This is a genomic window from Trebonia kvetii (genome assembly GCF_007827045.1).
GTDB classification, from domain to species: Bacteria; Actinomycetota; Actinomycetes; order Streptosporangiales; family Streptosporangiaceae; genus Trebonia; species Trebonia kvetii.
In genome coordinates, this window is record NZ_RPFW01000004.1 from 1,090,506 (window position 1) to 1,103,890 (window position 13,385).

The following is a 13,385-nucleotide window of genomic DNA, read 5'->3' on the forward strand; positions in this document are numbered from 1 at the left end:
GCTGGGCAATCAGCCAACCAAGTCAGACGCGTGATTTTCGGGCGCCGTCGCGGAGCGCGGCTCTCGGCGCCCGTCGCGCGCGGACGCCACCCCCACCACCGTGAGCACCAGCGTGATGAACGCCGGCGCCGACCACGCCGGGAACGAAACCACGTCCGCGAGCAGCAGCTTCACCGCCACCGCGAACAGGATCACGGCCAGCCCTGGCCGCAGGTAGCGCAGCCGCGCGGCCGCGCCGGCCAGCAGGAAATACAGCGCCCGCATCCCGAGCAGGGCGAACACATTCGATGTGTAGACCACGAACGGATCGGTGGTCACCGCGAGCACCGCGGGGATCGAGTCGACGGCGAAGATGACGTCGGTGAACTCCACCACCACCAGTGCGACGAGCAGCGGCGTGGCGACCAGGCGGGAGTCGGTGCGCACCACGAACCGCTGGCCGACGATCTGGTCGGTGACCGGCAGCACCCGCCGCAGCAGCCGCAGCACGCGCGAGCTCTCCGGCGACGGCACGGCATGAGCCCCGCCGCGCAGCATGTTGATCGCCGCGACGATAAGCACCGCGCCGAACACGTAGATGACCGGGTGGATCGCGTCAAGCAGCGTGATGCCCGCGGCGATGAACGCGGCCCGCATGACAAGCGCGCCGATGATGCCGTACATCAGCACCCGGTGCTGGTAGCGAGCGGGGATGACGAACGCGGAGAAGATGGCGGCGAACAGGAAGATGTTGTCGACAGAGAGGCTTTTCTCGATCAGGTACCCGGCCAGGTAGGCCTGGGCGGCACCCCCGCCCGCCCAGGCCCACACCAGCCCCCCGAATCCGAGCCCCGCCGCGATCCACACCGCGCTCCACACGAAGGCTTCGCGCAGCGACACCGCTCGGGCCCGGCGGTGCAGCACGAACAGGTCGAGGACCAGCATCGCCACCACGAAGGCGGCGAACGCGGCCCAGGCCCAGGCCGGGGCCGTCAGCTGGCCGCCTCGGTCTGCGGCAGCAGGCCCGCCGCCGCCAGCATGGACTTGGCCGCCTCGACGGTGCCGCCGCGCGCGATCAGGTCATACCTGGTGGCGACCAGTTGCCGCTGCGAGCTGAAGTCGCGCTGGCCCCTGGTCCGCGCGTGCGTCACGTAACCGAAGACGGCTCCCCAGAGCGTGCCCAGCGCGGCGCCAGTCGCGGCGGCCGCGAGGAAGGAATGTCCCGAGGTGAACAGCCCGAGCAGGATGCCGAGCAGCAGGCCCGCCCACAGCCCGCTCAGCGCGCCCGCGCCGGTAGCGCGCCCCGTGGTGAGGCGGCCCGTCACCCGTTCCACGAGCCGCACGTCAGATCCGACAATGTCGAGCTTTTCGACGGGGAAGCCGTCGTCGGAGAGCTGGTCGACCGCGCGCTGCGCGCTTGGGTAGTCGTCGAACCGCGCGACGGTGTTCCACGCGGCACTGACCGGATCGAGCAGCGGCGTCTGGCTTCCAAGCATCGCAGCGTCCCCTTCCTTCGCTGGGAATCACGCGATCCACGGTGCCCGCCGGCTGTGCAGTCACGGTCGGCGCCGCGTGGAGATCCGATGGAGGCCGTCTCCATCTGGGCTGCATCGCCCGCACACGGCGCCTCCCCGGCGCCGCGCGTTACTGGACGGGACAGACGCCAACATCAGGACGCGAGGTGACGTGATGGCATGGGTGGCGCTCGTTGCCGCGGGCCTGTTCGAGACCGGCTTCGCCGTGTTCCTCAAGCTCAGCGACGGCCTGCGGGAGCCGTGGCCGACGTTCGGCTTCGCGGTCTGCGCGCTGACCAGCTTCGGGCTGCTCACGCTGGCGCTGCGCGAACTCGAGGTCGGCCCCGCCTACGCGGTGTGGACGGGGATCGGCGCCGCGGGCGCGGCGTCGGCCGGCATGCTCTTCCTCGGCGACGCCGTCTCGACGCTGAAGCTCGTCTCCATCGCGCTGATCCTGTCCGGCGTGATCGGGCTCAACCTGTCTGGCGTGACGCCCTAACGCACCGCCGCCGACGACAATCATCATCCCGAACGGGTTCGGCTGACCCCAGACGCGCCGTCGCGACTCTCCTCGGTCGCGGCTGCCATCTCTGTCGCCTGCGTCACCGAAGCACCCTTTGTCCGCCGCAGGCGGCGGACGACCTCGATCAGGGCGCTGATGGCGACCGATGCCCCAAGCGCGACGCCAAGCGCCGCCCACGGGTCGTCGGCGAAGGCCCGGCCGCCGATCCGGCCGATGAGGAACGCCTGCACCGCCCAGATCGCGGCGGCGACCGCGGTCGCCGCCGCGAAGCGCCGCCGCGGGTAGCCGGTGAGCCCGCAGGTGAGGGTCACCGCGATGCGTCCGCCAGGGATGAACCGGCACACGATGATGAGCTGGGTGCCGAAGCGGGCGAGCGACCGCTCCGCCCACGCGTGCGCCGCGGCGCCCTTCGGCGTGCCGAAGAACCGGCGCCGCGCCGCGGGGCCGAAGCGGCGGCCGATCAGGTAACTGAGGTTGTCGCCCGCGAACGCGCCCGCGGCGGCCAGGACTACAAGCAGCGCGACGCGCGGGTCGGTGCTTCCCGCGGTGGCGACGCCGAGTGCGACGATCGCTGTCTCGCCGGGCAGCGCGGGCAGTATCGCGTCGAGCGCCGGGACGCCGAAGGCGATCAGGTACGACAGCGCCGAGCCGGCCTGCAGGCTGTCGAGTGCGCTCATCGGCGCCCGGCGGCCGTGCCCACCCCGGACGGGCCCGTCTTCGCCCAGCCCGTCGTGGCCGCCGCGGCCTCGCCGGCCGCGAGGGTGGCCTCGGCCACGCAACCCGCACAGTACCGGGACTCCGGCGCCGCGGCGAGCAGCACATCAGCGATGAACACGCCGCACTCCTCACACCGCCCGAAGTCAGCGGTGGCCACCTTGCCGAGCGCGTCCTCGGTGTCGGCGAGTCGCTGGCGTGCCTCGATGGCACGGTGCAGCAGCTGGCGGGCCCGTGGGTCCTCGACGCCTGCCAGCACGTCCGCCGCCGCCGCGTGGTACGCGAGGGACAGTTCCGTGACCTCCTCAAGCCGGGCCCGCCAGCGCGCCTCGAGTATGGCGCGCCAGCGCGGGCTTGATCGTCCGTCGCCTTCTCGTCGCATGGCTCTCCTACACCGGGTTAGTCGTCTTGCCTGCGCGACGCGGAAACTGACCGCCGCATCGGCCGCCGTCCTGATCGCCGCAATGGGCGCCGCGCGTGCAGCAGGCGGATGCACACCGCGACCAGGCACACGGCGAACAGGATCCATGGCCCGATCACGATCAGGTCGCTTCCGTTCATCTCACCTGCCTTATGCTGCGGTGCTAGCGGTATCGCCGGGCGGTACCAGTGCACTGTGCCTCTCATGATTCAGGGCGAGCGTGCCTGCCCGGTGGAGGTGCCGTGGTGACCGTGTGGAGAGGTACGTCACCAGGCGGCGACAGGAGGCGCGATGGCAGCCACGGTTCTCGTGGTCGAGGACGAGCGGAAGCTGCGGGACTTCATCAGGTCCTACCTGGAACGGGCCGGGTTCACGGTGCTGTCCACCGGCTCGGGTGCGGAGGCGATCACCATGGCGGCGGACGCCGCGCCCGACCTGGTGGTTCTCGACCTCGGCCTGCCCGACGTGCCCGGCGAGGCCGTGGCCAGGGAGCTGCGGTCGGCCTCGGCGGTGCCCATCGTGATGCTGACCGCGCGGGCGGCGGAGGAGGACCGGATACGCGGCCTCGAGCTCGGCGCGGACGACTACGTGACCAAGCCGTTCAGCCCGCGGGAGCTGGTGCTGCGGGTGCAGGCGATCCTGCGGCGCGGCGGCGGCCCGTCCGCCGCCGCGCACGGCGTCACCAGTTACGGCGACGGTACGCTGGTGATCGACGAGCCGCGGCGGACCGTCACCGTGCGCGGCGCGGCGGCGCAGCTCACGCCGACCGAGTGGGGGATACTCGGCGCGCTCGCCACGGTCCCCGGCCGGGTCTACTCCCGCCTGGAGCTGATCAACAAGGTGCGCGGGTACGAGTTCGAGGGCTACGAGCGCACGGTCGACTCGCACGTGAAGAACCTGCGCCGCAAGATCGAGCAGGACCCGGGAAACCCGGCGATCATCGTGACCGTGCTCGGCGGCGGCTACCGGCTCGGCCTTGGCCGCGATAACTGAGGGCCCGCGATGACCGAGCCCTCGAGGACCGAGCCCTCGACGACCGAGCTTTCGACGACTGGAGCCGGGGCGAGCGGGCACCGCGGCAGCACCCTGGGAATGCGCCTCGCGCTCGCGTTCCTCGGTATTGCCCTCGCCGCCATCGCGCTGGTCGCCGTGCTGACCGCGGTGTTCTCCGCGGTCGACGTGTCATCGCTCGCGAGCCGCCAGCGCGCGGAGCTGGCGAGCGCGTTCGCGGTGGCGGCGGGCAGCTCCTGGCAGCTGAACCACGGCTGGGTCAGTACCGACCTCATCCCGATCGTCGAACTCGCCGAGCAAAGCGGCGTGCAGCTTCAGGTGCGCGACGCGGCCGGCCACGCCGTGGCGGCCACCAGCGGCTTCGCGTCCGCGCCAGGCCCCAGGGACAGCGCGCCGGTGGTGGTACGGGGGCAGCGGGTGGGCTCGGTGCTTGTCGGCCTGACCGCGTCCGGGCTCGGTGCCGCCGATGATGTGCTGCGCACCGCGCTGCTGCGGGCGATCGCCGGCACCGCGGGACTCGCCGCCCTGCTCGCGCTCCTGACCGGCCTGGGTGTCGCCAGGCGGATCACCCGCCCGGTCGCCCGGCTGATCTCCGTCACCCGGGCGATGGCCGGCGGCGACCGGTCCGCGCGGGCCGGGGCGATCAGGGGACCAGGCGAACTGCGCGAGCTCGCCGCCGCGTTCGACCAGATGGCCGACACCCTCGACCACGAGGACAAGATCCGCAGGGACCTGGTGGCAAGCGTCGCCCACGAGCTGCGCACGCCGGTCGCGGTGCTGCAGGCGGGGCACGAGGCCTTGCTCGACGGCGTGATCGAGCCGGGCCCCGATGAGCTCGGGTCGCTGCGCGACGAGGTGGTACGGCTCGCCCGCATGGTGGACGACCTGCAGACGATGGCCGCCGCCGACGCCGCGGTGCTGCGCCTGGTGCGCGAGCGGCGCGACCTGGCCGGCATCGCGGCGGCCGCGGCCGACAGCCTGGCCCGGCGGTTCGAGGCGGCAGGCGTCACGCTGAACCGCCTTCTCGACCCGGCGCCGGTTCTCGCCGACGAGCGGTGGATGCACCAGGTGGTCACCAACCTGCTCGGCAACGCGCTGAAGTTCACCCCGGCTGGCGGGACCGTGACGATCCGCACCGGGCTGGCCGGCGCCGGGCTGGCCGGCGCTGGGCTGGCCGGCGCTGGGCTGGCCGGCTCTGGCGCGGTGCTCGAGGTGGCGGACACCGGGGTCGGCATTCCCGCCGACGAGCTGCCGCGCATCTTCGACCGTTTCTGGCGCGGTCAGGCGGCCGCCCAGACGTCGGGCAGCGGCATCGGCCTTGCGATCGCGGCCGAACTGACCCTGGCGCACGGCGGCACGCTGACCGCAGACAGCCGGCCGGGCGAGGGGACGCGCCTGACCCTCACCCTGCCGGGCGCCTAGCTCGTCGCGTCTCCACATCGCCGCCACAGCGACGGCACAACGCCTGCACCGCCGGCGATTGAGATGGGTTCCGCAGCCTCGAGAAGGAGCCCAGTTGCCATGAGAATGACCCAGCGTGCCCGGAACGCGACCATCGCCGTGGCGGCGGCGACGGCGATCGGCGCGAGCGGCGTCGCCGTCGGCGCCGCCACCGCGGCCCCGGCGCCCGCACCGAACCCGGTGGCGAACGCGTCCGCGGCCGGCCTGCCCGCGAGCACCGGTACCGCGAACACAGCCCCCGCGACCGGTGCCGCCGCGCCAGGCACCCAGGTGACCGTCGGCGGCGAGCGCGCCAGCTACGCCGATGTGGTCCGCCGGGTGCTGCCGTCGGTGGTGCTGATCAGCACCACCGAGGGGCTCGGCTCCGGCGTGGTGCTCGACAAGGCGGGCAACATCGTCACCAACGCCCACGTGGCGGGCGGCGCGACGACGTTCCAGGTCCAGGTCGCCGGGGACACCGCGCCGCGCAGCGCGCGCCTGGTGGGCAGCTACCAGCCCGACGACCTGGCCGTCATCAGGGTCGATGACCCGTCGGGACTAAAGCCGGCCCGGTTCGGCGACTCGGCCAAGGCGCAGGCGGGCGACGTGGTGCTGGCCGTCGGCAACCCGCTCGGCCTGTCAGGCAGCGTGACAAGCGGGATCATCTCGGCGACCGGCCGGGTAGTCACGGAACCCGCGAGCGGCGACGGCCGCCCGGGCGCCACCCTGCCAGACGCGATACAGACAAGCGCGCCGATCAACCCGGGCAACAGCGGCGGCGCCCTGGTGACGGTCGCCGGTGACGTGGTCGGCATCCCGACGCTGACCGCGGCGGGCGCGCAAAGCGGCGCCTCGGTGCAGGGCATCGGCTTCGCCATCCCGTCCAACCTGGTCCGCGACATCGCAAGGCAGCTCGTCGGCTCGGGCCACGTCACCAATTCGCACCGGGCCGCGATCGGCGCCCAGGTGGGCACGGTCACCGGGCAGGACGGCACGCCCGGCGGAACCGGCATCGTGGCTGTGACAAGCGGCGGACCCGCCGACAAGGCCGGCCTGCGCGCTGGCGACGTCATCAGAACGGCGGGCGGCACGTCCACGCCGGACACCCAGGCCCTCGCCACGGCGCTCGCCGCGGCGCACCCGGGGGACAAGATCGCCCTTGAGGTCGTCCGCGGTACGGAGCGGCTGACCGTGACGGTGACCCTCGGCGAACTGCCGGCAAGCTAACGAACCGCGGCCAGAGACCGGCCCTCCATCGAGTGCTCAGCCCCGGCGCGATCGCCCCGGTCACGCCGCGTGCCATCGGCATCCTCATCGAGGACAGCAGTGACCCGCGGGGGGAGCGGAGCCAGGTGGTGCATCTGGTCGCCGCGAACGTGCCGTTGCCCGCCGCGCGGGTGGCGACTGGATTCGGCACCATCGTGCCCAACCAGGACTCGGTCCGCATTCAGTTGTACGAACAGGCGGGCCCGGTGCCGTCCGCCGAGGTCGGGCACAATCGCCGGGTACTCGACGGCGAATTCACCGGGCTCGGCAGGCTGCCCGCGGGATCGGTCATCAGGCTCACCATGAAGGTCGCCGCCGACGGACGCCTGACGGTGATCGCGCACGAGCCGCGATCCGGTCGCGAGCTGCGGCTCGAGGCGTTGATCGAGGGCGTGATCGACAGTGCGGAGACCGAGCGTCTGACCACCCTGGTCGGCTGCAGCGTGGTGCGCGGATGACGGGAGCGATCAATGGCTGACTGGATCCGGCGCCCGTTCAACTCGCCAGGGCTGACGCAGATACCGCCAGGCCGGCATCTGCGCGCGCTCCAGGTCGCTTCGGCGGCGGCGCGGTGATGCTCTGCATCGACGTCAGCCGCTCCATGGATGGCAGGCCCATGCGTGAGGCGGCGCGTGGCGCGATGAGGATCGTCGACGAGGCCGTCGAGGCGCGCTACCGCGTCGGCGTGCTGCTATGGAACACCGACGTGGCCGCGCTCGCCGAGCCGACGCAGGACGGCGAGACCGCACGGCGGCTGCTCGACGCGGCGACGAGCGCAAACGGCGGCACCAGTCTGCTCCGCCCGCTCGAGCGATGCCACCAGATCCTCGACCAGTTCAAGGGCCATGACCGACTGGTGGCGATCTTCGGCGACGGCGGCCTCGGCCCAAGGGAGCGGGTGCTCGCCAAAGCCCAAATGAAGGCGGAGGACATCAGGTTCGTGACCCGCGGCCTTGGCAGCACCGCCGCCCAGGAGTTCGCCGAGCTGTCCGGCGAGGAGCAGCCGAGCGTCGCGGTCAACGGAGTCGACGATCTCGCCGAGGGCATCGCCACGATGGCCGCGAGCCTCAGGTCCGTCAATGGGACACAGCGCGGTTAGCCGGGCCGGGCCAGCCCTAACCGGCCAGCCGCGGCGGCGGGGGCGAAGACTCGATGATCGCGAGGCCTCGCCCGCGCAGCCGCCGGCGCTCCTCGGCGAGGTAGCCGAGGAGCCGGTCGCGGGTGCCATGGCAGTGCGCCGCCACGAGCGCCGCAGCCTGGCCTGCGTCGCGGCGGGTGACCGCGGCGACGATGCCGAGATGCTCGTCTCTTGCGTGGGCGCGGGACTGCGGAGTGCGCACCTCGAGCCAGCGGGTGCGCGACAGCCGGGTGAGCGCGCCGGCCATGCCGTCGGCGAGGAACGGGTTGCGCGACAGTCGGGTGAGCGCGACGTGGAAGTCGCCGCCGTCGCGCAGCCCGCTCTCCTCGTCGTCCCGGTCACGGTGGACCTCGGCGAGCACGCGCAGCGCCCCGAGTTCCTCATCGGTCGCGCGCTCGACCGCGAGGGTGACCGCGGCGACCTCGAGCGCCTCGCGGTACTCCATCACCGCGCGCACCTCGGCCAGGTCAATCGGTGAGACCTGCCAGCCGCGGCCGGCCCGCTGGGTGAGTCCCTCGTTTTCCAGCCGCATCAGCGCCGCCCGGATCGGCGTGCGCGAGGCGCCGAGCACCGACTCGAGGCCCCGCTCGCTGAGCCGCTCACCAGGCACGAACTCAAGCGACAGGATCGCCGCCCGCAGGCGGTCGTAGGCACTGTCCTCGTTGAGGTGACTCACGGCCGCTCCCCAAAAATTGACTGGCTGCATCGGTATCTCGATTGGTATACCAATATGGTACTCCTAGTTGGTACTCCAAGTTGGTACTCCAAAAACCCTTCGTCCGGGATGAAGCCCGTACCCGATGAAAGGCAGGGCGATGATCAGCACACAAGCAGCCGCCAGCGACACTCGTGCGGCAGTTCCCGCCGCCGCGTGGCGGATGCTCGGCCTTGGCGTCGCTGCCCAGGCAGCCGGATCCCTGCTGGTCAGCGCCCCCGCGTACCTGATTCCGCTGCTCCACCTGCAGCGCGGCCTGCCGCTGGCCCAGGCCGGGCTGCTTGCCGCCGCCCCCACCTTCGGCACGGTGCTCGCGCTTGTCGCCTGGGGTGCCATGGCCGACCGGTACGGCGAGCGATGGGTCATCGCCGGCGGCCTAGCGCTCGCCGCCGCCTTCGCCTTCGCCGCCGCGACGGTGTCGGGGTACACCTGGCTTGGCGTCATGCTGCTGCTCGGCGGTGCCGCGGCGGCGAGCACGAGCTCCGCGTCCGGCCGGGTGGTGGTCGGCTGGTTCCCGCGCTCCCGGCGCGGTCTGGCAATGGGCATCAGGCAGATGTCGACACCGCTGGGCGTGGCGGCCGCCGCGCTGATCGTCCCGCCACTCGCCGCGCACGTCGGAATCGCCGCACCGCTGCTGGTCACCGGCGGGCTGCTGGCGGTGCTCGCCGTCGGCTGCGCGGCCGGCATCGCGAACCCGCCACGCCCCGTCGCGGCCCGCAAGGGCGACGGCGACGCCTGGCGGCCGGACAACCCGTACCGGGACGGCATGTTCCTCGCCCGCATCCACCTGCTGTCCGCGCTGCTCGTGGTGCCGCAGTTCACCCTGTCCACCTTCGGCATGATCTGGCTGATCACCGGCCTTGGCTGGAGCGCCGCCGCCGCTGGCGCGGTCATCGCGGTCTCCCAGTTCGTCGGCGCCTTCGGTCGCATTCTTGTCGGCTACCTCAGCGACCGGGTCGGCAGCCGGATGCGGGTATTGCGCTGGGTCTGTGTGTCCGGCGTGGCAGTCATGCTCGTCCTGGCCGCGGCTGGCGCGCTGCACTGGGTGGTCGCCTCGGCGATCGTGCTGGTCATCGCCTCCACGGTGAGCGTCGCCGACAACGGCCTGTCGTTCACCTCGGTCGCGGAGTCCGCGGGGCCCGCCTGGTCGGGCAAGGCACTCGGCATCCAGAACACCGGCCAGTTCATCGCCGCCTCCGTCGTCGGCCCCGGCATCGGCGCGCTCATCGCCGCCGTCGGGTTCCCGGTGTCGTTCGCCCTGGTCGCCGTGACGCCCCTCGCCGCCATCCCGCTCGTACCGCCGCGGGACAAGCACCGGGCATGACCAGGACGCGAGAGCACCCGATAGCCGGCCGCGTCCGGCCGGCGGCGCGATGATGGACGTTCCGGCGAATGAGGGGGAGCCATGGACGTCGCCATCGTGCTGTTCACCCGCGACCTGCGGGTGCGCGACAACCCCGCGCTGGCGAGCGCGTGTGCCAACGCCCGCGCGGTGGTTCCGCTTTTCGTCACCGATCCGGCGCTTGCCGTGCCGCGCAACCGCGCGCGCTTCCTTGCCGACTCGGTCGCGGTGCTCAGGCAGGAGCTGCGGGAACTCGGCGGAGACCTGATCATCAGGCACGGCGACCCGGTCGCCGAGGCGATCGGAATCGCGACGCGGGTGGGGGCGCAGGCCATCGTCGTCGCCGGCGACGTCACCCGCTACGCGGCCCGGCGCAGGGAGCGCCTCGACCGGGAAAGCGCGAGGCACCGCATCGCACTTGAGGTCACCCCTGGCAGCCACGCGGTCGTCACCCCGGGAGATCTCCGGCCGGCCGGCGGGGACCATTACCAGGTCTTCACGCCCTACTGGCGCGCATGGCGAGCCGCCGCCTGGCGGCAGCCACACCCGGCGCCGTCGGCGATCTCCCTCCCGGAGGGCATCGAGCCGGGCGGCCTGCCCGCCGCGGTGTCTGGTTGCTCCCCGGCGCTCGTGCCCGGCGGCGAACGAGCCGGCCTGGACCTGGTCCGCCGCTGGCTCGACGGACCGCTCACGGGATACGGCGACAAACGGGACGCCCTGGCCGCGGACGCGACGTCCCGGCTGAGCGCTTACCTGCGATTCGGCTGCGTGTCACCGCTCGAGCTCGCCAGCGCCGCGCTTGACCGGCCAGGTGGCGCGGAGTATTGCAGGCAGCTGGCCTGGCGTGACTTCTTCCACCAGGTCACGGCCGCGTTCCCGGACATGGGGTGCGCCGACTACCGGCCAGGTCCGCGCCAGTGGAACGCGGATCAGGACGCAATCGACGCCTGGCGGACGGGACACACCGGCATCCCCATCGTCGACGCCGGGATGCGGCAACTCGCCCAAGAAGGATTCATGCACAACCGGGCGCGGATGATCACCGCTTCGTTCCTCACCAGGACCCTGGGGATCGACTGGCGGCACGGCTACCGGCACTTCGCCGAGCTGCTCGCCGACGGCGACGTGGCCAACAACGCGGGCAACTGGCAGTGGGTGGCGGGGACGGGCAACAGCACGCGTCCAGGCCGGGTGCTCAGCCCCCTGCGCCAGGCGGCACGGTTCGATCGCGACGGCGAATACGTGCGCAGGTACGTCCCCGAGCTTGCCGCACTCACCGCCCCGCACATCCACACGCCATGGCAGCTCCCCGAGACGCGCCGCAGGCAGCTCCACTACCCGAACCCGATCATCGAGCTGCCTGTCTCGCACTGAGATCGCGGCGTCGGGCGGTGCACGCGCTGACCCGATCCCTGGCATCCCGTTCGTGCAGTCCTCGCGGGTCTGGCTCGCCTCGCTGGAATCTTGGGGTAACCCGAGTTGGACATTCCCAGTGCGCACTTCAGTCGGAGTGAGCGAGCATGGGTGCCGGGGCTGGCACGGCACTTGGGTATGCCGGGAGGTGGGCTCGCGCCGGTGGTGACGGTCGTGGCGTTTCACGCTCATCCAGATGACGAGGTGCTGCTGACTGGCGGGACGATCGCCCGGCTGGCGGCGGATGGTCATCGGGTGATCGTCGTCGTGGCCTGCGATGGTGACGTGTGGGCCGGCCCGGATCAGGGCCGGCGGCTGGCGGAGTTGCGCGCGAGCGCCGCGATCCTCGGCGCGGGCAGGGTCGTGCACCTCGGCTACGCGGACAGCGGGTACGGGCCGGTCCTCTTCGAGGACCCGCCGGGCAGGACGCGGTTCGCGCGGGCGGACATCGGGGAAGCGGCAGGAAAGCTTGCCGCCCTCCTCACGGAGGAGCACGCGGACCTGCTGCTGAGCTATGACCCGCAAGGCGGCTATGGTCATCGCGACCACGTCCGGGTACACCAGGTTGGCGCACAGGCAGCCGGGCTGGCGGGAGTGCGGGTCGTGGAGGCGACGGTGCCGCGCGAGCTGGTAGCCCGGGTCGCCCGGCTGCTGCTCGTCCTTCGCCTGCTGCCCCGCCATCGTCTCGATGAGATGCTCGGGTACGGCATGCCGCAGTCGTTGATCACGCACCGGATCGACGTGCGTCGGCATGTGGCGCAGAAGCAGGCGGCGCTAGCGGCGCACCAGACGCCGGTGTCGGGCAACGGGCGATCGGCCAAGTTGTTCCGCTTGCTGGTCAGGTCGCCCTTGCCGGTATTCCGCGCCGTCTGCGGGACAGAATGGTTCGCCGAGCCGGGGGGCCGGACGGGCAAGCTCGCCCGCGGTCACGCGGCTGTGCCTGACCGGCAGGATTAGTGCGCGAATTCAGCTCGCGCTTATCGAGAACTACCAGGTCAGCGGGCTGGGCTAGCCGCGAACGCGACAAACGTGGCTCAAGCTGGGCTCATTGAGGTGCCTATCCCGCGCTGAGATCGCGGCGTCGGACGGTGAACGCGCTGACCCGATCCCTGGCATCCCGTTCGTGCAGTCCCCGCAGCGCCTGCCTCGCCTCGCTGGAATCTCGGTGTATCCACCACTCCAGTCGCTTGGTGCGTCGCGCCGGAATGTCAGACCCTCGCAGTAGTATTCGATTAGTAACTGAAAGATGATCTTTCCTTCGAACGGGGGCGTTCATGGACTGGCAGGCAGCCGGCGACTGGCAGGGCGGCACGCCCGGCCAGCCCGCGGACCTGCCCGCCCTGCTCGCCGCGTTCGAGCACGGCGGGGCCTGGGAGAGGGCCGCCCCGTGCGCCGCGCTCGCCGTCGCGCTGGAGACCGCCGCCGGGGCGGGCGGCTTGTCTGCTGCTGGGCCGGGCGGCGTCACGGCTGGCGGGCCGGGCGGCCGCTATGCGGGGCCGGGCGGTCTTTATGCGGTCGCGGGCGCCGATGCGCTGATCGGGATCGTGCGGCAGTGGGCGGCGGTCGAGGCGTGGGCGGCGGCGGGCATGCTGGGCGCGCTGCGGGCGATGATGCGCGACGATGACGCCGGCGCCCCGGTGCTGCGCCGCCGCACCGACCTGCCGGGCGGGTGGGACGACTCGCTGACCTACGAGATCGCCGCAGCCTTGGCGATGGGGCCGCAGTCGGCGGGGAACCTCGCGAACCTGGCGTGGACGCTGGGGATGCGGCTGCCCGGCATCGGGCGGCTGCTGGCCGGGGGGATCCTCACCCGGTCGAAGGCGCGGCTGGTCGCGCAGGTCTTCGAGCCGCTGGATGAGGATGAGGCGGCCCGCGCGGAGGCGCTGATCGCAGGGGAGCTGGCGGGCAA

Annotated in this window: 16 protein-coding genes; 10 read left to right on the top strand and 6 right to left on the bottom strand. The window is 72.2% G+C overall.

The window, feature by feature from the left end; genetic code table 11:
* Positions 1-9 precede the first annotated feature (9 nt).
* Positions 10-975: a TerC/Alx family metal homeostasis membrane protein gene (locus tag EAS64_RS24900; RefSeq protein ID WP_281283316.1), complete on the bottom strand. Its 966-nt coding sequence runs from the start codon at positions 973-975 to the stop codon at positions 10-12.
* Positions 972-1,475 carry a YflT domain-containing protein gene (locus tag EAS64_RS24905; RefSeq protein ID WP_145856535.1) on the bottom strand — a complete coding sequence of 168 codons (504 nt, stop codon included), beginning with the start codon at positions 1,473-1,475 and terminating at the stop codon, positions 972-974. Before EAS64_RS24905 ends, EAS64_RS24900 begins: the two co-directional genes overlap by 4 nt.
* 193 nt (positions 1,476-1,668) lie before the next feature.
* On the opposite strand from EAS64_RS24905, the gene EAS64_RS24910 reads away from it, so the two are divergent.
* Complete coding sequence (locus tag EAS64_RS24910; protein WP_145856537.1) at positions 1,669-1,992, top strand: DMT family transporter; 324 nt, start codon at positions 1,669-1,671, stop codon at positions 1,990-1,992.
* Between the two features lie 23 nt (positions 1,993-2,015).
* Here EAS64_RS24910 and EAS64_RS24915 read toward each other — a convergent pair whose 3' ends face one another.
* Genes EAS64_RS24915 through EAS64_RS43800 form a run of 3 tightly spaced genes read right to left on the bottom strand, consistent with a single transcriptional unit; the run spans position 2,016 to position 3,291 of the window.
* Positions 2,016-2,693, bottom strand: coding sequence for a DedA family protein (locus EAS64_RS24915; RefSeq protein WP_145856539.1), 678 nt, complete (start codon positions 2,691-2,693; stop codon positions 2,016-2,018).
* On the bottom strand, positions 2,690-3,112 hold the full coding sequence (locus EAS64_RS24920; protein ID WP_145856541.1) for a TraR/DksA family transcriptional regulator: 423 nt from the start codon (positions 3,110-3,112) through the stop codon (positions 2,690-2,692). Before EAS64_RS24920 ends, EAS64_RS24915 begins: the two co-directional genes overlap by 4 nt.
* 17 nt (positions 3,113-3,129) lie before the next feature.
* The gene (locus tag EAS64_RS43800) at positions 3,130-3,291 is read right to left on the bottom strand and encodes a hypothetical protein (RefSeq protein WP_187366151.1); all 162 of its coding nucleotides are present in this window, start codon (positions 3,289-3,291) and stop codon (positions 3,130-3,132) included.
* Positions 3,292-3,442: 151 nt separating this feature from the next.
* Here EAS64_RS43800 and EAS64_RS24925 point away from each other — a divergent pair, with 151 nt between their 5' ends.
* The 5 genes from EAS64_RS24925 to EAS64_RS24945 all read left to right on the top strand — a co-directional run bounded on the left by EAS64_RS24925 (position 3,443) and on the right by EAS64_RS24945 (position 7,967).
* A complete protein-coding gene (locus EAS64_RS24925) occupies positions 3,443-4,144 on the top strand; it encodes a response regulator transcription factor (protein WP_145856543.1) in 702 nt (233 codons plus the stop codon).
* Positions 4,145-4,153: 9 nt separating this feature from the next.
* Positions 4,154-5,584, top strand: coding sequence for a sensor histidine kinase (locus EAS64_RS24930; RefSeq protein WP_145856545.1), 1,431 nt, complete (start codon positions 4,154-4,156; stop codon positions 5,582-5,584).
* A 99-nt stretch (positions 5,585-5,683) separates the two neighbouring features.
* Positions 5,684-6,829 carry a S1C family serine protease gene (locus tag EAS64_RS24935; protein WP_145856547.1) on the top strand — a complete coding sequence of 382 codons (1,146 nt, stop codon included), beginning with the start codon at positions 5,684-5,686 and terminating at the stop codon, positions 6,827-6,829.
* Positions 6,830-6,861: 32 nt separating this feature from the next.
* Positions 6,862-7,326 (top strand): Hsp70 family protein, encoded by a 465-nt coding sequence (locus tag EAS64_RS24940; RefSeq protein ID WP_145856549.1) that lies wholly within the window; start codon positions 6,862-6,864, stop codon positions 7,324-7,326.
* A gap of 158 nt (positions 7,327-7,484) precedes the next feature.
* A complete protein-coding gene (locus EAS64_RS24945; protein ID WP_246115839.1) occupies positions 7,485-7,967 on the top strand; it encodes a vWA domain-containing protein in 483 nt (160 codons plus the stop codon).
* Between the two features lie 16 nt (positions 7,968-7,983).
* On the opposite strand, the gene EAS64_RS24950 is transcribed toward EAS64_RS24945, so the two are convergent.
* On the bottom strand, positions 7,984-8,682 hold the full coding sequence (locus EAS64_RS24950; protein WP_222849559.1) for a GntR family transcriptional regulator: 699 nt from the start codon (positions 8,680-8,682) through the stop codon (positions 7,984-7,986).
* A gap of 139 nt (positions 8,683-8,821) precedes the next feature.
* Here EAS64_RS24950 and EAS64_RS24955 point away from each other — a divergent pair, with 139 nt between their 5' ends.
* The 4 genes from EAS64_RS24955 to EAS64_RS24970 all read left to right on the top strand — a co-directional run.
* Positions 8,822-10,045, top strand: a complete 1,224-nt coding sequence (locus EAS64_RS24955) for an MFS transporter (RefSeq protein ID WP_145856555.1) — start codon at positions 8,822-8,824, stop codon at positions 10,043-10,045.
* Between the two features lie 81 nt (positions 10,046-10,126).
* Positions 10,127-11,437: a cryptochrome/photolyase family protein gene (locus EAS64_RS24960; RefSeq protein WP_145856556.1), complete on the top strand. Its 1,311-nt coding sequence runs from the start codon at positions 10,127-10,129 to the stop codon at positions 11,435-11,437.
* A 201-nt stretch (positions 11,438-11,638) separates the two neighbouring features.
* On the top strand, positions 11,639-12,433 hold the full coding sequence (locus EAS64_RS24965) for a PIG-L deacetylase family protein (RefSeq protein ID WP_145856558.1): 795 nt from the start codon (positions 11,639-11,641) through the stop codon (positions 12,431-12,433).
* Positions 12,434-12,750: 317 nt separating this feature from the next.
* A partial coding sequence (locus EAS64_RS24970; protein ID WP_222849560.1) for a hypothetical protein occupies positions 12,751-13,385 on the top strand: 635 nt, incomplete at its 3' end.